This is a genomic window from Novosphingobium resinovorum (assembly GCF_001742225.1).
GTDB lineage: Bacteria > Pseudomonadota > Alphaproteobacteria > Sphingomonadales > Sphingomonadaceae > Novosphingobium > Novosphingobium resinovorum_A.
On record NZ_CP017075.1, the window covers coordinates 900739 to 920568 of the forward strand.

Sequence of the window (19830 nt, forward strand, 5' to 3'; positions counted from 1 at the left end):
AATAACGCTCCAGGGCGCGATGGTGCCCCGGAGGCGTCAGGGCGCGAAGCCGCCGAGGAAGAGGTCGGCCGCCTGGTTCGCGATCTGGGTGGGGCCGAGGCGTCCGGCGCGATACCAGCTCGGGCAGGAGTCGAGCATGGCGATCAGGAACTTGCGTGCCACGGTGGTCTGCGCATCGTTGCCGGAAGGGCTGGCGGCGACGAGCAGGTCGCGCCAGTAGCTGTCGAACGTCGCATAGGCGGCGAGGACACGCTGCTTCATCTCGCTGGGAAGATCGCCGAACGACCGCGCTACGGCGGAGGAATAGTCGTCGCCGGACAGCAAGAACTCGACATGGGCGACGATCGCGGCGCGCAGGCGATCGACCGGCGCGGTCTCGGGACCGAGCACTTCCACTTTCGCGACGATATGGCGCGTATTGCGGTATATGCCGGAGAGCATCACCTCTTCGACCACTTCGTCCTTGGACTTGAAATGGTGATAGATGCTGGGCGCCAGCATGCCCGCGCCCTGAGCGATCTCGCTCAACCGGGCGGCGCCGAAGCCCTTGGTCCGCAGAATGAAGGCTGCGGAATCGAGAATGCGTTTCCTGCCGGAGTCACCGTCGCTCATATCTGCCGAATAGCCGTTCGGGAGCCTAATGGAAGCCCCGATTGCGCGGAAGGGTCATCCGGCAAAGGGAATTGTCGGCAGGCCTGCGACGGGGGGCGAGAGAATTTCGAACAGTCCGCCGGCCAGCGGCTCCTGGGCAAAGCGCGCATCGGAATACCCCTGCGATCCGGTGACGAGGAACAGGCGGTCGTGGTTCGCACCGCCGAAGGCCGGGCGCAGGCCCCGCATCACCGGTAGCTGGCGTTCTTCCAGCAAGGTGGCGTCCGGCGCGAAGCGGCGCAGCTTCCAGCTTTCGTAGAAGGCCATCCAGATGCAGCCTTCGACATCGACCGCCATGCCGTCGGGATAGCCGTCCTCGGGCGTGAAGTTGAGGAAGTCGCGGCGGTTGGACAATTCGCCGTTGTCGTCGAGGTCATAGGCCCAGGTGACCAGCGGCATGGAATCGTTGACGTAGGCGGTGCGCCCGTCCGGGCTGAACGCCGGGCCGTTGGCAGTGACGATGCCGCGCTCTTGCGTCGAGACCGAGCCGTCCGCATCCAGGCGATAGAGTTCGCCGGTACTGCGCACGTCGAAGTCCTTGAGCGAGCTTTCCTTGTCGTCGGCGGTGGTGCTGTCGTCCCACTGCGCGGTGTCGCACGATCCGGTCCAGTAGCGGCCCTTGCGGTCGGTCACGCCGTCGTTGAGGCGCGCCTTGCCGGGGTCGGGGATCGGGTGGAGGATCGGCTTGTAAAGCTGCCGGGCGGGGTCGAGATGCACCAGCCCGTCGGCGCTGGAGGCGATGAAGCCGCCGCTTGCGCGCGGGGCCAGCGCGCTGACCCACGCGGGCGTGGACCAGCTTTGCTTGCGGCCGGTTTCAAGCGCGTACCAGTGGACGGCGGGCGCCTCGATATCGACCCAGTAGATGCAACCGTCGCGGGCATCCCATACCGTGCTTTCGCCCAGGATCGCCTTGGCGTCCCACAGGCAGCGCCAGCCATCACCTTCCATCATCGCGCATTCTCTCCGGTCTTCGCCGTGTGCCCGGCGTGTCAGGTCTGGTCGGGGATCAGCCGGCCGTTTGCAAGCCCGCCGCGCTTTCCACCGGATCGATCGAAACGTTGATGTCCTTGAGCGCGGGGAGTACCTTGCGGGCGATCAGCTCGTAGTTTTCGAGGCCGACGTCGAAGGGCATGTCGCCGAACTGGGTATAGATGATGAACTTGCCCACGTCGAAGCGCTCCTTCATCACCTTGAGCTTCTCGACCACTTCCTCGGGCCGGCCCCAGATCTGCAGGTCGGCGAGGAATTCGTTGAACTTCTCGATCCCGTGCTTCTCGACGCTGCGGGCGAGGGCGCCGTAGTATTCGTAGCCCTCGATGTTGGCGAATTCCTTGTTGCCGAACTGGTAGAACGACGAGGTCGAGCGGGCATATTCGACAAGGTACTTGTCGCGCATCTCCTTGGCCTTGGCGGCGTCCTCGTTCGCGGCGATGAAGCATACGACGACGGGCTTTGGCGCATTGCGGCCGTTCACCGCCTTGAACCGGTCGCGATAGGTGGCGAGATCCTCGTCCACCTTGTCCCACGGCTTCTGGGCGATGATCATCAGGCCGACGTCGAGGTTGGCCATCAGCTTCACGGACTCCGGCGAGACGGCCGAGGCGAAGACGCGGCCGCGATAGCTGGAATAGGGGCGCGGGCGCAGTTCGACGCGGGGCTGCTTCAGATAGTCGCCGTCGTATTCCATCACGCCGGTTTCGAGGCCCTGCAGCAGCGCCTCCGCATATTCGCGGAACCGTTTGCGCGCCTCGCCCATGGGGACGCCGAAGCCGTCGAACTCTTCCTTGCCGAGACCGCGCCCCATGCCGAGCACCGCGCGGCCTTCGGAGAACTGGTCGAGCAGCAGGAAGCTCTCGGCGATGCGCACCGGGTTCTGCCAGGGCAGCACGGTGACGGTGGTGCCCAGCTTGATGCGCTTGGTCTGGCCCGCGACCCATGAAAGGAACTGCGGCACGTTGGGGGTCATCATGTAGCCGGTGAAGTGGTGCTCCGGCGTCCAAACGGAATCGAAGCCCTGGTCTTCCGCGCGCGCCGCGAGCGAAAGTTCGTGCCGGAACACGTCAACGTCCGACACCTGATCGTGCAGGTTCTGAAACGTCAGCCCCAACCCAACTTCCATGACTCGATCTCCAATCCTTGATTCGTTGCGCTCAACCTAATATGTATTAGGCAGTCAATGCAAGGCTGTTTTTGCGGGTGAGGCGGGCTGGCGGGCCTGCGGGCAATTCCGGAAAAGGCGCGTATTCTTGCAGAATATCCCTGTAAACAGGCCGTCATTCCATTCAAAGTGTACGAATTACGGCGCTCCGGAAGCGATCGCACGGACTGGCTTGACCGCAGCACCTGTCGTGGAATAATTTAACGAGAGTTAGGGAGAAGTTGTGATGACGAGCATGGGCAGCGTGACGAGCCGCAGGCGGGCGATGGCCGACCGGCATCCCGAATGGCTGTCGTGGACGCTGCACGCCTATCTCGACTGGACGCAGGCGGATTTTGCCGCACGTCCGCTGGTCGTCACGGACGGCGAAGTGCTCGATTACGGATCGGTCGCGGCGCTGTCGCGCAAGCTGGCCTCGGGGCTGGCGGCGCGCGGCATTGCGGCCGGGGACCGCGTGGGCCTCGTCATGGCGAACGACCCGATGACGGTGCCGCTGCTTTTCGCGATCTGGCGCGCAGGCGCGGTGGCGGTGCCGATCAACACGCTCTATCGGCCCGATGAACTGGCGTATGCCGTGCGTGAGGCCGGGTGCGCGCTGCTCGTGGTGATGCGCAGTTTCGGCTCGCGCGATTTTCCGGCGATGCTCGATGCTGTCCTGCCCGGCTGGCTGGGCGGCGCCTGCGCCGACGCGCCCGAACTCAAGGGCGGGCTGGTGTTCGATCGCGACGCTCCGGCCGATTTCGTGCAGGCGCTTGCCGGCGATGGCGATGCCGGAGAGATCGCCGTGCCCGTCTCGGCGGACGACCTTGCGGTAATCATGTTCACCTCCGGCACGACCGGATCGCCCAAGGGCGTCGCCATCACGCACGACAACCTCATGCGCGCGGCCTATGCGGGCGCCTATCATCAGGCGTTCGAGGAGGGGCGCCGGGCGGTGTTCTCCTTGCCGCTCTACCATGGGTTCGGCCTGGTGGTCGGGCTGCTTTCGGGCATGGTGGTGGGCGGGGCGATCATTCCCCTGCTGAAGTTCGATCCGCACGCGATCCTCACCGCGATCGGGCGGCACCGCGCGACGTACCTGATGGGCGTGCCGACGATGACGATCGCGCTGCTGGAACAGGCGGAAAAGGAAAGCTACGATTTCTCCTCGCTCACCGCGATCCACAGCGCGGCCGCGCCGACGCCGAGCTGGGTCTGGAAACGGATCCAGGCGACCTTCGGGTGCGAGGACATCATCACCAGCTACGGCCAGACCGAAGTGACGGCGACGGTGGTGTGTACAAGCCCCGGCGATCCGATCGACGTGGTATCCGAAACGCAGGGGTGCATCGTCGAGGCGGGCATTGCGGGCATGCCCGATCAGGGCGGCCGCATCGCTGAATTCAAGACGATCGACCCGGAAACCGGCGCCGACCTGCCCTGGGGCAGCCCCGGCGAACTGTGCTGCCGCAGTCCGATGAACAGCAAGGGCTACTTCCGCCGTCCCGACGCCACCGCCGAACTGTTACTGCCCGGCGGGTGGATACGGATGGGCGACCTCGGCCAGTTCCGCGCGGACGGCAACCTGTTCCTGACCGGCCGTTCCAAGGAACTCTACAAGAGCCGGGGCGAACTGGTCTCGCCCAAGGAACTGGAGCAGTTGCTGACCCGCCATCCGGACATTTCGCAAGCGTTCTTCATCGGCATGCCCGACGATCGCTATGGCGAGTGCGGTTGTGCATGGGTCGTGCGGGCGCAGGGGAGCGCGATCTCCGCGCGCGAAATCGAGGCGTTCATGGCCGGGCAGGTGGCCGCGTACAAGCTGCCGCGCGACATCTGGTTCATCACCGACGAGGAACTGCCCAAGACCGGCACCGGCAAGGTCCAGAAGGCGCAGCTCAAGGAAAAGGCGCTGAAGCTGGTCTGGGACATGTCCGTCAGCAGAGCGTGAAGACACACAACACAAGGATGAGAGGAATGCCCGAGGTTCAAGTTTCTCCGATCGAGGAAATCATCCGGGAGGCGGTCGAGGGCCGCCCCTACATACTCGTCGATGCGGACAACCGGGAGAACGAGGGTGATGTCATCATCCCCGCCCAGTTCGCCACGCCCGCGCAGATCAACTTCATGGCCACCCATGCGCGCGGCCTGATCTGCCTGGCGATGACCAGGGCCCGCGCGGATGAGCTGCAGCTCAAGCCCATGGCGCGCCGCAACGAGTCCGGTTACGGCACCGCCTTCACCGTCTCCATCGAGGCGCGGGAGGGGGTGACGACGGGAATTTCCGCGGGCGATCGCTCCCATACGATCTTCGTTGCCGTGAACCCCAACTCCGGCGCGGCCGATCTGGTATCGCCGGGGCATGTATTTCCGCTGACGGCGCGCGACGGCGGGGTGCTGGTGCGCGCCGGCCATACCGAGGCGGCGGTCGATATCTCGCGCCTTGCGGGCCTCACCCCGGCCGGCGTGATCTGCGAGGTGATGAACGAAGACGGGACGATGGCCCGCCTGCCCGAACTTCTCGAATTCGCGGGGAAGCACGGGCTCAAGGTCGGGACGATCGCCGACCTGATCTCCTATCGCCGCCGTTCGGAGAAGCAGGTCGAGCGTGTCGTGAGCGCGCCGTTCGAGAGCCATTACTGTGAAGGGCCGCTGACCATTCACGTCTATCGCTGCCTGCTGGACGGCGGCGAGCATGTCGCCATCGTGAAGGGGCAGGTGCGGCCGAACGTCGATACGCTGGTGCGGGTGCATCAGGTCGACATCACCGCGGACATGTTCGGCTGGACCGCCGCGCACCGCGATTACGTGCCGCGCGCCCTGAGCGCGATATCGAGCCATTCCGGCCCGGCGGTGGCGGTGTTCGTCCGCGATCCCGATCCGACCTCGATCTCCCGCCGCGTCGCCGGTGGGCGCAAGACCTATCACGAGACGCATGCGACCCGCGACTATGGCATCGGTGCGCAGATCCTGCGCGATCTGGGGGTGGGGCAGATGACGTTGCTGACGTCGAGCCAGGCCAAGCTCGTGGCGCTCGAAGGGTTCGGTCTGACGGTGACCGCGCGCGCCGCGCTGCGCGGTGAAGAACCGGTGGCGGCGCTGCGGCTTGCCGACGGATAGGACGCAGCAAAAGGGGGAAGCGGCAGGCGCCGGTTCCCCCTCTTTCTCGAACTTTCAGAGCGGTAGTATCTTGCCGTAACCACCCTTGTGGAAGATCAGCGGGCTGCCTTCATGGTGCACGTCGAGCCCGCGCACCCGCCCGAGCACGATGTAGTGGTCGCCCGCCTCGTGCACGGTGTCCAGTTCGCAGTCGATCCAGGCCAGGGCGCCGTGGATGATCGGTGATCCGAGCGCCGACAGCGCGAAATCGAGCCCTGCGAACTTGTCCTCGCCCTTGGCCGAAAGGGCGCTGCACACGGCCTGCTGGCTATCGGCCAGAACGTTGACGCAGAAGCGACCGGCAGCCTCCACCCTGGGCCATGTCGTCGAGGACTTGTCGGGAAAGAACGCGACCAGCATCGGGTCGAGCGAAACCGAAGTGAACGATCCGACGACGAGCCCCACCGGCCTGCCATCCTCGCCTATGGCGGTGATGGCGCAGACGCCGGTGGGGTAGTGGCCGAGGATACGGCGAAATTCCCTGGGCTCGGCGGTCATGCGCGGTCCCAGACCAGCGGCACGCCTTCGACGGTGCCGATGATGCCCGAATGGAACACCGGCTTCGCATCGGGAGCGAGCGTGAACTGCGGGATGCGCTTCAGCCACTCCTGCAAGGTCACGATCACTTCGAGGCGGGCGAGGTGCATGCCCGCGCAGCGGTGCGGCCCTTGCGCGAAGGTGGAATGGGCGATGCCGGTGCGGCCGGGCCTGAGCGTCCAGGCATCATCGTTGGCGCGCGCATCGAGCCCGTGCAGCGCGGTCGGCAGCAGGATCATGTCGCCCTTCTTCAGCTCGACGCCGCGATAGGTCATGTCGTAGGCCACCATGCGCGCGTCGGAGACGACCCCGAAGCGGCGGAACATCTCCTCGGCGCTGCGTTGGAGTTTCAACGGGTCTTCGCGCAGTTCCGCCACCGTCTCGGGGTTGCTCGCGAGATGCAGCATCATGAAGCTCAGGAAATTGACGACCGTGTCCAGCCCGCCCAGCAGCAGCAGCGAGATCAGCCCCAGCGCCTTGTCGTCGGGCATCGGCGCGCCGTTGATCTCGGAATTGAGCATCGTCGTGATGAGATCGGTGCCGGTGCCTCCGCGCCGCGCCGCGATGATCGGCTCGACGTAGCGGAAGAAGCCCTGGTTCGCCTTGTCGAGCGCGGCGGCCTGTTCGCCGGGCGTGCGACCGGGCGGGCGCGTCATGTCGTTGGCGAGTTCGCCCAGCATCGGCGCGTCGCTTTCGGGCAGGTCGCACAAGGCGAGGAACACGCGAACGGGGAAGATCCCGGCATATTGCTTGCCGAAATCGCAGCGACCATCGGCGACGAAGCCGTCGATCAGCTCGGCGGCGGTCTGGCGGACCTGCTCCTCGGTGCGGCGGATGGCGGTGTGGTTGAGGCCCTTGTCGAGCACCTTGCGGTACGGCGTGTGCTCGGGCGGGTCCATGCGGGTGGGGACCATGGCGTACTTCTCGCCCGCTTCCTTGGGCAGGAAGATGATCTCGCTGGAGAAGCGCGAGGGGTCGCGGTAGATTTCGTCGATCAGTTCGCCGCGTGTCGCGATCCAGTGCCCGCCGGTCAGCGGCGTGTAGATCAGGTCGGGCATGCCGTCCTGTTGCAGCCGGCCCCAGGCTTCGTGGAAGCCGCCCTCGATGCCGTCGGGCGCGAACATGTCGACGTCGTGGACGAGGTGGGCGGGTACGTGACCCGGAACGATGCTGCGGTGCTTTTCAAGCTGCGCTGTGCTCATGACATGTCCTCAGGCGATGGAAGGGTCGATGACGGCCTTGGTCGCGATGCCGGTGCGGGTGGCTTCGAGCGCCTTGCCCGCATCGGCGATGGAGAAGCGGTGGCTGATGAGGTCCGCCAGCGGCACCTTGTCCTGCAGCCGCACGGCGAGATGCATCGCGTGATAGTAGTTGCGCGGCGCCGGGAAGGCCGCGCCGCCGATCGTCAGGTTCTTCACCGTCAGGTCGCGCGGCGAAATCGGCTGGGTGCCGATCGCGCCCCACAGGCCCAGCACGATGTAGCGGCCGTGCGGGCCGGTCAGGTCAACACCCTCGGGGAAGGCGGGCAGCACGCCGGCGGCTTCGACCACCACGTCCGGGCCGCCCGGGCCGGTGAGATCGTAGACGGCGCGGCGGCGTTCCTCCACCGGCAGGTCGAGCGAGACGGTGGCGGTCGCGCCCAGCTTCATCGCGGCGGCGAGACGGGCGGGGGCCTTGTCGATGACCACGATGCAGCGCGCGCCCATCTGCGCGGCGACCAGCACGGCGGACAGCCCGACCGGCCCCGCTCCCTGCACCACCACCGCGTCGTTCAGCGCGATCGGGCCGCAGCGGTCGAACCCGCGCAGCACCGTGGGTAGTGCGCATCCCAATGCCGCGACCGCCAGCGGATCGGCATGGTCGGGCAGGCGGTAGAACGACATGCCGCTCGGCAGCCAGGCAAAGTCGGAATAGCTGCCCCAGTTGGGCTTGTTCGCATGCTCGAAGTACTGGGTGTTCTCGCAAGGGGTCTGCTGCAGCACGGAGCACGAATAGCAGCGCCCGCACAGCGGGATCGGCGACCAGACGACGAGGTCGCCCACCTTCACGTCGACGCCTGCGTAGTCCTTGGCGACGCCCGCGCCCAGCTTCTCGATGCGGCCGACACCTTCGTGGCCAAGGATGATGGGGAAGGGCATCTCGCCCGCCTCGCCCGAGGCGATGTGGACGTCGCTGCCGCATACCCCGCCCACCACCGTGCGCACAAGGATGCCGCCCGCCTGGGGATCGGCGATGGGCAAGTCCCAGGTTTCCAGGCGGTTTTTCTCGACCAGTACGGTGGCCCTGCCGCGCATGACGTTTATCCTCTCTTTGCGTCTACCCCGCCCGCACAGGCGGACGGGGCGGATCGCATCCTATCAGAAGCGGTAGGTAACTTCGGCACCGAAGGTCTGCGGCGCGCCCCAGATCGCGGTGTTGAAGCCGCCGCTGGCGCCTTCGACGTAACCCGAGTTGTAGTAGAGCTTGTCGAACAGGTTCTTCACGTAACCGGCGACGGTCACGTTGCTGCCCATGACGTTGTTCCAGCTCAGGCGCATGTCCACGGTGACGTAGCCCGGCAACTGCGTGCGCGGCGTGATCGAGCCTTCGTTGTTCGAGAAGTACGTCATCTTCTGCCCGAACACGTCGGTGCGGAACTTCACCTCACCGGCGCTTTCCGGCACAGGCAGTCCCACTTCGGCATAGACCGAGCCCGCCCACTTCGGTGCATCGGTATAGGTGTCGAAGGGAATGGTCAGTCCGGCCACGCCGGTGGCGGCGGACAAGTCGACGATGTTCCTGGTGAACTTGGCGTCGGTGTAGGCGCCGGAGAACCCGACTTCCAGCCATTCGCTCAGGCGGAAGTTGCCGTCGAATTCCACGCCCTGGATGCGCTTCTTGGGAACGTTGACGGTGAACGCGGCCGGGTTGCCGTTCACCAGCGCGTAGATCGAATGCTGGGCGTCGGTCACGATCTGGCGATAGGCGGCGATGTTGACCCGCGATGCCACGCCGCCGATGTAGCCGTTGAACTTGTAGCCAAGTTCGAAGTCGTAGGTGTTCTCGTTCTTAAAGAAGTTCGTGTTGTTGTAAGGCACGACCGCGCCGTTGAAGCCGCCGGCCCGGAAAGAACCGCGCTGCGCGAAGTAGACCATGTTCTGCGGGTTGATCTGGTACTGGATGTTGAACGTCCAGCTCGGATCCTTGAGGTTGGCCTTCTGCTTGAGCGGGGTATCGCCATCGAGGTTGAACAGGCTGCCCGGGTTCTGGCGCAGGCGCATCTGCTCCCAGGTGTAGCGTCCGCCCGCAGTGACCGTCAGCTTGTCGGTCAGTTCGTAGCTGAGCTGGGCGAACAGGGCCTTGGATTCATCGTCGTTGGTATAATAATAGGCGATGTCGGCCAGCGGCGTCGCCAGTTCCGATCCGACGATGACCGGGATGTATTCCTTCTTGCGGGACCACGAGTAGTACGCGCCGACGATGTATTCGAGGCGTCCGCTCTTGCCCTGAAGCTGCAGTTCGTTGGAAATGCGCTTGGTCGAGAATTCCTCGCCGCCCGGAGGTCCGTTGCCGAGACCGCTGTTGTTGTAGAGGTTCAGCGAGCCGAAGGGCGATCCGGAAAGGATGCCGGGCGTGCGGGCGAAGGCATCGGCATAGCTGAAGATGTTCTTCAGCATCACGTCGTCGCCCAGTTCCATCTCCGTGGTGTTGGTGACGAAGGCGGTGTGCGCCTTGTGCGGCAGGTCGTAGCTCAGCCAGACCTTGTAGGGGTTGGCCTGCTGCCAGGCGAGATAGCCGGCGACCGCGCCGGGCCAGGTGCCGTCGCCCATCGGCCCGTCGCCCAGCGTCGGCGCGAAGGGGCTGTTCATGCCGTAGACGCAGTCCAGCGTCGCGGTGAGCTGGTAGCCGTTGTTGGTCTCGCCGCAGGCATGGTAGGAATAGAGGCCGCCGGCACCCTCGGTCCCGCCGAAGTCGCTGTACTGCGCAACGGTGGTCATCTTGAACCCGGAAGACGGCTCGATCACCAGGGTGACGCGGCCGGACTTGGCATCGGTGTCGCCCAGCGTGCTGCCGGTGTTGACGTTGCGGATGTAGCCGTCCTGCTTGTTGTAGTCTCCCGCAAGGCGCAGCTTGATGACGTCCGAGATCGGCAGGTCGATGGCGCCCTGGGCCTGGATGTAGTTGCGCTCGCCACCCTTGATCGTGAGGTAGCCGCCGAACACGTCGCCGGGCTTGGTCGTCTCGTAGAGGATCGCGCCGCCGGTCGCGTTGCGGCCGAACAGGGTGCCCTGCGGGCCTTTCAGCACCTGCACGGAACTGAAGTCGAAGAAGGCGGTCGAGGTGTTGCCCTCGGTCATCGGGGCGTCGTTGATGTAGGTCAGCACTGCCGGGCTGGAGCCGGAGAACGGATCGAGCGTCTGTCCGCGCAAGGTGAAGCTGAGCTGGTTGGAGTTCTGCCCGCTCTTGACGACAAGGCCTGGGACAAGCGCCGCAAGGCCCTGTTCGCTGGTGACGTTGCGGTCCTGAAGCACGTCGGCGTTGAATGCAGAGACCGATACCGGAACCTTGGAAAGCGACTGTTCGCGGCGCTGCGCGGTGACCACGATTTCCTCGATCTCGGGCTTGGCATCCTTGGCCTGGGCGGCCTCCGCGCCGCTCTGGGCATGAGCCGGCATCGCCAGCATCGCAGTGGCGATGGCCATCGTAGAGGTCGCGCCGAAACGGAACGTCATTGCAGTTTCTCCCTTTCCCGGACCCTCGTAGGCCCCGTGGTCTTCGCTCTAAACTAATAACCATTAGTCTTCGGTCAAGCGGAAATTTGGAAAGGCTTTTGCGCGGACGAATTTGTCAGTATTTTGCGAAGCGAACGTGAAAATCACCGGTAAATCGCTGATTTTTGGCGGACAGGATTTCCGCCATCCGCGAGCGACCATGATTGCCATGGGCTTGACAACCTGTTGTCTGCCAAATCAATAATAGGCTGATATTCGACAACTCGCATGGGAGAATGCAAATGGCGCGACTCGCTGGCAAAGTGGCCATCATCACGGGCGCAGGACGGGGCATGGGCGCCTCACATGCCCGGCTTTTCGCCGAGCAGGGGGCCAAGGTGGTGCTCACCGACCTGAACGCAGCGGCGGGACAGGCACTGGCGGACGAGATCGGCGCCGCTGCCGTCTTCGTGAAGCACGACGTGACCAGGCTGGCCGAATGGCCGGCGGTGGTGGACGCGGCCGTCACGAACTTCGGCGGCGTCGATATCCTGGTCAACAACGCCGGTATCCTCGGCCCGCTCGCCGATACCAGGGACTTGACCGAGGAAGACTATCACCTCGTCTGCGCGGTGAACCAGCATTCGGTGTTCCTGGGCATGAAGTCGGTGCTGCCGGCGATGCTCAAGCGGGGCGGCGGCTCGATCGTGAACATTTCCTCGATCGCGGGAATGGCGGCCAACTACGGTTTCCCCAGCCTTGCCTACGTAGCCAGCAAGTTCGCGGTACGGGGCATGACCAAGGCGACCGCGATGGAGTTCGGCAAGCACAACATCCGCGTGAACTCGGTCCATCCCGGCTTCATCCAGACCCCGATGATGGTCGAGGCGACGGACGAAGTGGGCGGCGAGGCGCTGGCGCAGATTCCGCTGGGCCGTATCGCCGACCCGCGGGAGGTTTCGAACCTGGTGCTGTTCCTGGCCTCGGACGAATCTTCCTACATCACCGGCGCCGAACATCTCGTCGATGCCGGCATGCTCGCGCACTGAGCGTCATGACCGGGAGCGGGAGAGGGGGCGGCGATGGCGCAAGTCGAACTGTTCATTGAAGGCCGCACGGCGCGCGTCCATCTCAATCGCCCCGAAGCCCGCAACGCGCTGACGTTCGGGATGGATGTCCTGCTCTCGCAGTTCTGGCGGCAGGTGGACGAGGATCCGGAGATCTGGACGGTCGTGCTGACGGCGCAAGGCGACGAGGCGTTCTGCATCGGCGCGGACATGTCCGAAGCCAGACCGGCGGCGCCGCGCCTGGCCGTTGGCGGCGGCCTGACCGGCATCGGCGGGCCGCTCGTCCCCCTGAGCAAGCCGCTGGTCGCGGCCGCACAGGGTTTCTGCATCGGCGCGGGGTTCGAACTGGCGATGTGCGCCGACGTCATAGTCGCTGCGGAGAATGCGCAGTTCGGCCTGCCGGAAACCCGCCGGGGCATCATCGGCGAATGCGGCGTGGTGCATCGGGCTGTGCGCAGGTTGCCGCATCATGTGGCGATGGCGATGATCCTCACCGGGGAGCGGATCGATGCCAGGGCGGCAGAACGCTTCGGGCTCGTCAATCAACTGGTTCCGCTTGCCGGGTTGTCCGAGGCGGCAATGGATTGGGCCGCGAGGATCAACAAGGCCTCTCCGCTGGCGAACCGGGCCGCCAAGGCCGCCGTCGCGCGAGGGTTGGCGCTCCCGCTCGAGGCGGCGCTGAGCAGCCGCTTCGAGGAGATCGAGCGTTACGCGGGCAGCGACGATGCGCGCGAGCGCGACGCCGCTATCGTGCAAGGGCGAAGACCTGTTTGGACTGGCCGTTGATCGGTTAGAACAAGAGAGAAATTCCGGATTGGCGGTTCACCGAAGGTACCTGATCAGAAAGCACGTTAGCAACAGGGGAAAATGTTCGAGCAAGTGACACTTGAACGAATGTACAGTGTCGGGAACATCACTTCTACTTGCGCGAACGAATAGTCTAAAGTGCTTCACCGCTCAGCAGTGGCCAAGCAAACTATTGACTGACTATAGTATGGGCCGCCGTTCATGGTTGTGCGCTATAAAGGCTTCATTTGGACGGCAGCCGACGCGGCGTGAATGTCAGTTATTCCCACGACCCAACCTCGAACCGGACTTTCGCCTCGGCCCGTCTTGAGTGTCCAAGAAGTGAAAGCGGACCGGCCGCAGGTTGGAACGATAATTTCGACGCTGAACGGCCGGCATGGGTCGGTTCGGGCAAGGGCGAGCGCCGGATCGAGCGCCATTTTGAGCAGTCGGCTTTGTATTAATAATTCGAGAGGTTGCACCGTTTGGCCGCCTTTATCCTCTATAGGCTTCGAGAAATTCATGAGAGCGCAGGGCTTTGGCTGCTGGCGGGTTATTGGGGCAATATGCGAATGCCCCCATCATCGTCAGATTGTTGAGCGGACCGGCCGGACGATCAGCGTATTAACGTCCACATCCGCCGGCTGCTCCACCGCATAGGCGATGGCGCGCGCGATCGCGTCCGGGGTGAGCGCGATGGAGCGGAAATCGACCATGGCCTGCGCCGCGACCGGATCGGTGATCGTGTGGGCCAGTTCCGATTCCACGACGCCCGGCGCGATGATGGTGACGCGAATGTCGTCATGCTCCATGCGCAGCGCCTCCGAGATGGCGCGCACTGCATATTTTGTCGCGCTGTAGACGCCGCAGGTCGGCCACACGGCATAGCCGCCGATAGAAGAAACGTTGACGAACTGGCCGCTGCCCTGGCCCTTGAAGCGAGGGAGGGCGGCGGCAATGCCGTGCAGGACACCGCGGATGTTGACGTCGATCATACGGTCCCATTCATCAACCTTCAGGCTGTCGAAGCGCGACAGCGGCATCAGCCCCGCATTGTTGACCAGCACATCAACGCGGCCGTATTCGGCCTCGGTCGCGGCGATGAACGCCTCGAAATCGCTGCGGTCCGTGACGTCGAGCGACCGGAAGGCGATTGTGCCTCCCGCTGCGTTCAGTTCCTCCGCCAGCGCTGCGAGCCGGTCGGTGCGGCGTGCGCCCAGCATCAGCTTCGCGCCGCGCGCCGCCAGGAGCCGCGCCGTGCCTTCGCCGATGCCGCTGCTGGCGCCGGTAATCGCGATGACCTTGTCCTCTATAGCCATGTATAGTCACTCCTGTTCAGACGGACCGAACCATAGATCCGATGCCCCTTAGATGGCGCTATCTGGTCGTGAGGAGGTAGAACGGTCATCCGGGATGATTGCACGATATTCCAGATTTATAGCGCTGCGCTGGATCGGTCTCTATCAGCCGTGTAGGCTGATCATACCGATTGCTTTGAGAGAGACGCTGATGGCGCATCAAGAACTGGCTCAGCAGATTGCCCGATACGCCGAGCGAGACGGCATCATCGAGACGCCCATCGCTCGGCTCACGCTGGTCCGCTCGGGCCGGGGTGGCGAGCCGGTGCATATGGTGCAGCGTCCGGCGCTGTGCATCATCGCGCAGGGCAGCAAGCGCGTGCTGCTGGGCGATGCGGTGATCGACTATGGCCCTGCCAGCTATCTCGTCGCCTCACTCGATCTGCCCATCACAGGCGCTGTGACGCAGGCGAGCGCGGACGCGCCTTATCTCTGCTTCTGCCTCTATCTCGACCCCGCCCTGTTGTCGGAGATCGCGTTAACCCTGCCGCCTCTGCCGGCGGGCACGGAGGAGAGGGGTGGGATGACGCTGCACCCGATGACACCTGAACTGATTGACGCGGCGACGCGGTTGACGGCGCTGCTCGGCGATCCGGCGAACGCGCCGCTGCTCGCGCCGCTCATCGAGCGGGAATTGCTGGTGCGGCTGATGACCGGGCCGGGCGCGGGCATCCTGCGCGCGATAGCTAGCGGCGAAAGCCGCACCAGCCAGCTGGCCAAAGCGATCGCCTGGCTCAAGACCCATTTCCGCGAACCATTCAGCGGACCACACCTTGCCGCCCTTGCCGGCATGAGCCTGTCGAGCTTCCATGATCATTTTCGCCGGGCCACCGCCATGACTCCGCTGCAATATCAAAAACGGTTGCGGTTGCAGGAAGCGCGGGCGCTGATGTTGGCCGACCGCCTTGATGCGGCAGAGGCGGGCTTCCGAGTTGGCTATGACAGTCCCTCCCAGTTCAGCCGCGAATATCGTCGCCTCTTCGGCGCCCCACCTGTCCGCGACGTGGGGCGGTTAAGGGCAATGCCGCAGAGGGCCATGGCGATTTGAGGGCGAGGCGTAGTTCGGTCCGATGCGGGGCGACGATACTTGCCCAGCTGTGATCCGCTTCGTTACAGGGGCAATGACGCGGTTGGAGAGCGCCAAAGACTGGATCGACAGCACTCGCTGCTCGTCGTCGCCTGCAACATAGGGTTCGCTCTCCGATATGCGCCCCCCTCGGGCGAACGTAACGGACCACTTCACCGTGAGATGCCCATCGCTCAAGGTAAAACTGCGGGAGGTAGTGGTGGTTGCGGGGGATGCTCATGGAAGCCCGGTCGTAAAATACTCTGACCTGAAAGAAGCAATTCTGTCGCCCACATTCCTAGCGCAGAGCGCCGTCGAGTCAGTTTCATCAACGGCAAACGGCTCAAACATCCCCCGGGATAGGCCGCCCAAGATATGAGGTCTCGCCCCGCCTGCGAGCCTCCCAAGCGTTCGTGCGCTCGCGAGCATAAGCCTTCTGCACCCGGACCTTGCTGATGCCGTACCTGGCCGCCAATTCGCCGAACGTCGCGCCATCGACCACAGCGACATAGATCGCAGCATTCCGTTCGTGCTCAGGGCTCAAGTTTCCGGCGGTCATCAACGTTCTCCAATGGATGGGGCGAATCGAACCCGAGCCCGACTCGGCTATCTAATCGACGCCGCTCCTCAATGAGACTCCGCTCTTGTCGCCCAGCTATCGCTAATCCCCCGCCGCCGAAGCGATGGAGCGTCACTTCTACGAAATCGTCTCGACCGCACCGTTGCCGGTCAGATGTCGGGGACCGATGCGGGAGCCGGGCTGGGGCCGGCTCCCTGTAAGATTCAGGCTACGTCCGGCTCGGGATTGGCAGGCGCCGGAGTGGGGCCGGCGCCAGGCGCAGCAACAGCGGGGGCGTGCGCCGCTTCCGCTACGCCGCTGGCGGCCAACATACCGTTCAGCGAACCGCCGTTCATGCCCAGCTCGGTCATGAGGCTATCAATCAGCGGGCCGCCCACGCGATAGCGCATGGCGGCGGAGACGGCCGCGTCGGCAAGGTTCTCGTTCGCGGCAGGGCCACCACGCTCCCCGGTGGCGGCATCGCCGTGCAGGCCCCGGGCATCGAGGATGCTGATCCTGTCGATGTTTTCCATCGGCTTGCTGGCCGCCGCGATGATCGCGGGCAGGGCTTCCAGCACGGCCTTGCGGACGAGCAGCGCGGTCTGCGCTTCGTTGAGCAGGTTGGTCGCCTCGTTGATCGCAGCCTGGCCGGCGGCATCGACGGCGAAGGCGGCTTCGCGGCCCTGAGCACGGACCTTCTCGGCGTCGGCCTCGGCGGTAGCTTCGGTGCGCAGGGCGCTGGCGCGGGCTTCGGCGGCTTCCTTTTCGGCCGTGGCGGCGACGGTGATGCCCACCGCCTCTTCCTGCGCGCGCTGGGTGGCGGCGATGACCGCCACGTTCTTATTACGGTTGGCGATTTCGGTGGCCTTGGCCGTCGCCACGCTTTCCTCGGCCCGGACGGCGAGCGCGCGCGCCTCGTTGGCGGCGGCAGTCGCGGTCGATTCCTCCTCGGACTTCTGCGCGGTCTGCACCGCAGTAGTGATGCGGGCGATCTCGATGGTACGGTCCCGCTCGATGGTAGCGGTCTGGATCGCGCCGTCGCGCGCGATCGTGGCGGTCTGGATGATCTTGTCCGCCTCGGTCTGGGCCACTGTCTGCGCCTGGCTGGCGGTAATCCGCGCGATCTCGGCAAGGCGCGTCTGCTCGGCTTCGGCGGTGGCAATCGCGGTCGCCTGCTCGGCACGGCGGGCGGAAAGCGTCTGCTCCTGCGTCAGCCGCGCCTGCTCGGCCGCCTGGGCGATCTCCAGCGATTGGTTGTTCGCCTCCAGGTTGCGCTGCTCGATCTCGACACGGTTGGTGGCGACGATGTCGTTGCGGATCTTCTTGCGTTCCTCGATCGTGCGGGTGAGCACGGTCAGGCCCTCAGCATCGAAGGCATTGTTTTCGTTGAAGTGTTCGAACGCAGTCTGGTCGAAATGCGTGATGCTGACCGATTCGAGCTGGAAGCCGTTCATGTCCAGGTCGGTCATCAGCGCTTCCTGCACCTTCTGGATGAAGTCGGCGCGGTTGGCGTGCAGGTGCTCCATGGTCATCGTAGCGGCGACCGAGCGGAGAGCGGAGACCAGCTTTCCATCGAGCAGCGACTTCACCGCATCGGGGCTGTTCACCGAATCGCCCAGCGTTTGCGCGGCGGCGGCAATCGACTGGGCATCGGGCTTCACCTTGATATGGAACAGGCCGATCACATCGACGCGCAGCTTGTCGAGCGTGATGAGCGCGTCCTTGTTGAGACGCGAGACTTCCAGCTTCACTGTGGTCAGGCGCACCTGCATCAGTTCGTGCAGCACCGGGATCACCATGATGCCGCCGTTCAGCACCACCTTTTCCCCGCCGAAACCGGTGCGGATCAGCGCCACGTCCTTGGTCGCGCGGCGATAGAGGCGTGTCAGGATGATGCCGATCACGATGAGCGCCAGCAGCACGATGCCGGCATAGATCAGGACGTTGAGTAGCGAATCAGGCACGTTGGACCCTTCCCCAGTTTGCTGCGCGACCGCCGTGCATCAGGGCAGTCGCAAGGACGCAGGCCGATCGGGCACTGCGAAGAAAACTTGCCCCTCGCGCCGGACCAGCAGCGCAGTTTCACCCGAGGAGATGGCATCAGCATCGTCGTGCGGCTCCACCATCACGAAGTGGGCTTGGCCGTGGCGGTCCACCACCTTGGCGCGAGCCGGGGCGCCGCGACGGGCGGTGCCTTCGAGGATGGTGCCGCGCTGCCGCAGCAAATCGTCGGTGGAGATCACCGTCGTCTCGAAACCTGGCAGGATGCGCGCCAGGCCGTTGGCGGCGAAGGTGTTGAGCGCGGCGCCGGCAACCAGAGCGCCGCCTGAGGCCCCCAGCCAGGGCAGCGGGGCGCCGCCGATCGCGGTCATGCCCTGTTGCAGCGCGATGCCGGCCAGCGTGAAGCAGCCGAGCAGCGAGGTGAGCCAGATCAGGATCGGCAACTCGCCGCCCAGGCCCAGCCAGCTGAGCATCCCGCCATCGCCGTCCCCGCTGAAATCGCCGTCGAGATCGAACTGGCCAAGGCCCAGTCCGATGGCTTCGATCAGACCGATACCGATCATCAGCACGAAGGAGAACGCGAAAGGGAGGTAGGCTGGCGTCAGCATCTGCGAGAACATCACGCGCAGGCTATCATGAGGAAATGCGCCTGTCATGTTGAACAGGCAGGAAAAAGTACGATAATCGCGAGGTGATGGCAGCCTATTTCCATGTCACGCCGATGAAATTGTTGCGCAGAACATGGTTTCCTGCACGTTGAGCCTATTTCTTGCCAGACTGGTACGCGAAGACTTGGTGCTCGGCCGTTTAACGGTCCGCCCCGCTTGGGGACGGCGTGCGGCGGTTGTGCCAGCGCTGGGCAGGTTTCGAGGCCGTAGTAGAGCGCTACCGATGCCAGCCAGCCCAGTGCAGCAAGGTGTCCACGACGTGCTCTAGTTGTTCGGGCGGATCCAGCCCAAGCATCATGCAGCTACCTAATCACAGCCGCCACCGTCACCCCCTCCGTCGGAGCCGTCGCAGGAAGAACCACCGTCAGACCATGCCAAGTCGCCTCCATCACCGGAGGAGCCAGCCCCATCGCCTCGATGCGCCCCTCTAAATAAACGGGATTTGGCGATTGCCGAGCCGAAAGCACCGCCGAGAACGGCGAAGGTCAAGGCCGCAAGGGCCGAATGGAACATCTTGAAGCCAAACCATCCGCCGATCGCACCGCCGAGTATACATGGAAGCATCTCTGTCCTCCTCGTGACGCGTCAGAACGCTCGGCGCTCGGTGGCTGGATCATACTTCTGGCATCGCCCGGTAAAGTCCCCGGCCTTGCCTGAGATGCTTATCATCCCGGAGTAGCGATCCACGCGCAACTTGGGGTTGTTGAGGGCGTTCACTGCCACCGACGCTGTGATCTCCCGATCGCTGATCTCAATATCCTTCAATTTGAACCAGCCATTCTCGCCGCCCCGGATGGGAGGCAGCATCGATCGGGGCATTCGAACACGACCTTCAGCGCCTTCAATCCAGAGGTTCACCTGATCTTCGAAGCCGACAGACCGGGTGCCCAGGACATTCGCGCCAGCTGAGTTGCCGTGATTATCCCATGCATTGACGGTAGCCTGATCGACCTTGTTCGCGGCGCCACCTCCCATGCAGGCAAGTTCCAGGCGGTTGCCGGAAGCTTCTTGTGCAAGCGATGGCATGGACGCCGTCAAGGCAAGCGCGAATGCAAGAATGCGAATCATAAGTCCCCCCGGATCGGTGTCCCATCAATGCACGAGAAGCACTTCTAAATAGTTCGCCTCGATTGTCTGCGGTCCTCAGAGG

16 protein-coding genes are annotated in these 19830 nt (G+C 64.5%); 5 read left to right on the plus strand and 11 right to left on the minus strand.

Going from position 1 to position 19830, the window contains the following annotated elements:
* Nucleotides 1–36: 36 nt before the first annotated feature.
* The 3 genes from BES08_RS04055 to BES08_RS04065 are packed head-to-tail and all read right to left on the minus strand — an operon-like array spanning nucleotide 37 to nucleotide 2770.
* Nucleotides 37–612 carry a TetR/AcrR family transcriptional regulator gene (locus BES08_RS04055; protein WP_008832712.1) on the minus strand — a complete coding sequence of 192 codons (576 nt, stop codon included), beginning with the start codon at nucleotides 610–612 and terminating at the stop codon, nucleotides 37–39.
* Between the two features lie 54 nt (nucleotides 613–666).
* Complete coding sequence (locus BES08_RS04060; RefSeq protein WP_036530499.1) at nucleotides 667–1602, minus strand: SMP-30/gluconolactonase/LRE family protein; 936 nt, start codon at nucleotides 1600–1602, stop codon at nucleotides 667–669.
* A 55-nt stretch (nucleotides 1603–1657) separates the two neighbouring features.
* The gene (locus BES08_RS04065) at nucleotides 1658–2770 is read right to left on the minus strand and encodes an LLM class flavin-dependent oxidoreductase (RefSeq protein WP_036530503.1); all 1113 of its coding nucleotides are present in this window, start codon (nucleotides 2768–2770) and stop codon (nucleotides 1658–1660) included.
* 265 nt (nucleotides 2771–3035) lie between these two features.
* On the opposite strand from BES08_RS04065, the gene BES08_RS04070 reads away from it, so the two are divergent.
* Nucleotides 3036–4739: a class I adenylate-forming enzyme family protein gene (locus BES08_RS04070; protein ID WP_036530508.1), complete on the plus strand. Its 1704-nt coding sequence runs from the start codon at nucleotides 3036–3038 to the stop codon at nucleotides 4737–4739.
* Nucleotides 4740–4765: 26 nt separating this feature from the next.
* On the plus strand, nucleotides 4766–5908 hold the full coding sequence (gene ribB, locus BES08_RS04075; protein WP_036530513.1) for a 3,4-dihydroxy-2-butanone-4-phosphate synthase: 1143 nt from the start codon (nucleotides 4766–4768) through the stop codon (nucleotides 5906–5908).
* 54 nt (nucleotides 5909–5962) lie between these two features.
* Here the strand turns inward: ribB and BES08_RS04080 are convergent, their stop codons facing one another.
* From BES08_RS04080 to BES08_RS04095, 4 genes are all read right to left on the minus strand, one after another.
* Nucleotides 5963–6445, minus strand: coding sequence for a flavin reductase family protein (locus BES08_RS04080; RefSeq protein WP_036530516.1), 483 nt, complete (start codon nucleotides 6443–6445; stop codon nucleotides 5963–5965).
* The gene (locus tag BES08_RS04085) at nucleotides 6442–7686 is read right to left on the minus strand and encodes a cytochrome P450 (RefSeq protein ID WP_036530520.1); all 1245 of its coding nucleotides are present in this window, start codon (nucleotides 7684–7686) and stop codon (nucleotides 6442–6444) included. The genes BES08_RS04080 and BES08_RS04085 overlap by 4 nt, the downstream gene beginning before the upstream one ends.
* Before the next feature lie 9 nt (nucleotides 7687–7695).
* Nucleotides 7696–8778: a zinc-binding dehydrogenase gene (locus BES08_RS04090; protein ID WP_036530524.1), complete on the minus strand. Its 1083-nt coding sequence runs from the start codon at nucleotides 8776–8778 to the stop codon at nucleotides 7696–7698.
* A 63-nt stretch (nucleotides 8779–8841) separates the two neighbouring features.
* On the minus strand, nucleotides 8842–11196 hold the full coding sequence (locus BES08_RS04095; RefSeq protein WP_036530527.1) for a TonB-dependent receptor: 2355 nt from the start codon (nucleotides 11194–11196) through the stop codon (nucleotides 8842–8844).
* 281 nt (nucleotides 11197–11477) lie between these two features.
* On the opposite strand from BES08_RS04095, the gene BES08_RS04100 reads away from it, so the two are divergent.
* On the plus strand, nucleotides 11478–12224 hold the full coding sequence (locus BES08_RS04100) for an SDR family NAD(P)-dependent oxidoreductase (RefSeq protein WP_008832703.1): 747 nt from the start codon (nucleotides 11478–11480) through the stop codon (nucleotides 12222–12224).
* 33 nt (nucleotides 12225–12257) lie between these two features.
* Nucleotides 12258–13028: an enoyl-CoA hydratase/isomerase family protein gene (locus BES08_RS04105; RefSeq protein ID WP_036530533.1), complete on the plus strand. Its 771-nt coding sequence runs from the start codon at nucleotides 12258–12260 to the stop codon at nucleotides 13026–13028.
* A gap of 587 nt (nucleotides 13029–13615) precedes the next feature.
* Here BES08_RS04105 and BES08_RS04110 read toward each other — a convergent pair.
* Entirely contained in the window at nucleotides 13616–14347 is a 732-nt protein-coding gene (locus BES08_RS04110; RefSeq protein ID WP_008833605.1) for an SDR family oxidoreductase, read from the minus strand.
* Between the two features lie 190 nt (nucleotides 14348–14537).
* On the opposite strand from BES08_RS04110, the gene BES08_RS04115 reads away from it, so the two are divergent.
* The gene (locus tag BES08_RS04115; RefSeq protein WP_036530536.1) at nucleotides 14538–15434 is read left to right on the plus strand and encodes an AraC family transcriptional regulator; all 897 of its coding nucleotides are present in this window, start codon (nucleotides 14538–14540) and stop codon (nucleotides 15432–15434) included.
* Between the two features lie 801 nt (nucleotides 15435–16235).
* Here BES08_RS04115 and BES08_RS04125 read toward each other — a convergent pair.
* The 3 genes from BES08_RS04125 to BES08_RS04135 all read right to left on the minus strand — a co-directional run bounded on the left by BES08_RS04125 (nucleotide 16236) and on the right by BES08_RS04135 (nucleotide 19748).
* The gene (locus tag BES08_RS04125) at nucleotides 16236–17975 is read right to left on the minus strand and encodes a flotillin family protein (protein WP_008830889.1); all 1740 of its coding nucleotides are present in this window, start codon (nucleotides 17973–17975) and stop codon (nucleotides 16236–16238) included.
* Between the two features lie 39 nt (nucleotides 17976–18014).
* Nucleotides 18015–18632 carry an OB-fold-containig protein gene (locus tag BES08_RS04130; RefSeq protein WP_036530539.1) on the minus strand — a complete coding sequence of 206 codons (618 nt, stop codon included), beginning with the start codon at nucleotides 18630–18632 and terminating at the stop codon, nucleotides 18015–18017.
* 633 nt (nucleotides 18633–19265) lie between these two features.
* Nucleotides 19266–19748, minus strand: coding sequence for a hypothetical protein (locus BES08_RS04135; protein ID WP_069707721.1), 483 nt, complete (start codon nucleotides 19746–19748; stop codon nucleotides 19266–19268).
* Nucleotides 19749–19830: the final 82 nt, after the last annotated feature.

What these genes read in the sequence shown, in the direction of transcription:
- BES08_RS04135 (WP_069707721.1), bottom strand. Translation starts at nt 19,748, where the DNA reads ATGATTCGCATTCTTGCATTCGCGCTTGCCTTGACGGCGTCCATGCCA.
- BES08_RS04115 (WP_036530536.1), top strand. Translation starts at nt 14,538, where the DNA reads ATGGCGCATCAAGAACTGGCTCAGCAGATTGCCCGATACGCCGAGCGA.
- BES08_RS04100 (WP_008832703.1), top strand. Translation starts at nt 11,478, where the DNA reads ATGGCGCGACTCGCTGGCAAAGTGGCCATCATCACGGGCGCAGGACGG.
- BES08_RS04060 (WP_036530499.1), bottom strand. Translation starts at nt 1,602, where the DNA reads ATGATGGAAGGTGATGGCTGGCGCTGCCTGTGGGACGCCAAGGCGATC.
- ribB (WP_036530513.1), top strand. Translation starts at nt 4,766, where the DNA reads ATGCCCGAGGTTCAAGTTTCTCCGATCGAGGAAATCATCCGGGAGGCG.
- BES08_RS04105 (WP_036530533.1), top strand. Translation starts at nt 12,258, where the DNA reads ATGGCGCAAGTCGAACTGTTCATTGAAGGCCGCACGGCGCGCGTCCAT.
- BES08_RS04055 (WP_008832712.1), bottom strand. Translation starts at nt 612, where the DNA reads ATGAGCGACGGTGACTCCGGCAGGAAACGCATTCTCGATTCCGCAGCC.
- BES08_RS04065 (WP_036530503.1), bottom strand. Translation starts at nt 2,770, where the DNA reads ATGGAAGTTGGGTTGGGGCTGACGTTTCAGAACCTGCACGATCAGGTG.
- BES08_RS04080 (WP_036530516.1), bottom strand. Translation starts at nt 6,445, where the DNA reads ATGACCGCCGAGCCCAGGGAATTTCGCCGTATCCTCGGCCACTACCCC.
- BES08_RS04095 (WP_036530527.1), bottom strand. Translation starts at nt 11,196, where the DNA reads ATGACGTTCCGTTTCGGCGCGACCTCTACGATGGCCATCGCCACTGCG.
- BES08_RS04090 (WP_036530524.1), bottom strand. Translation starts at nt 8,778, where the DNA reads ATGCGCGGCAGGGCCACCGTACTGGTCGAGAAAAACCGCCTGGAAACC.
- BES08_RS04070 (WP_036530508.1), top strand. Translation starts at nt 3,036, where the DNA reads ATGACGAGCATGGGCAGCGTGACGAGCCGCAGGCGGGCGATGGCCGAC.
- BES08_RS04130 (WP_036530539.1), bottom strand. Translation starts at nt 18,632, where the DNA reads ATGTTCTCGCAGATGCTGACGCCAGCCTACCTCCCTTTCGCGTTCTCC.
- BES08_RS04110 (WP_008833605.1), bottom strand. Translation starts at nt 14,347, where the DNA reads ATGGCTATAGAGGACAAGGTCATCGCGATTACCGGCGCCAGCAGCGGC.
- BES08_RS04085 (WP_036530520.1), bottom strand. Translation starts at nt 7,686, where the DNA reads ATGAGCACAGCGCAGCTTGAAAAGCACCGCAGCATCGTTCCGGGTCAC.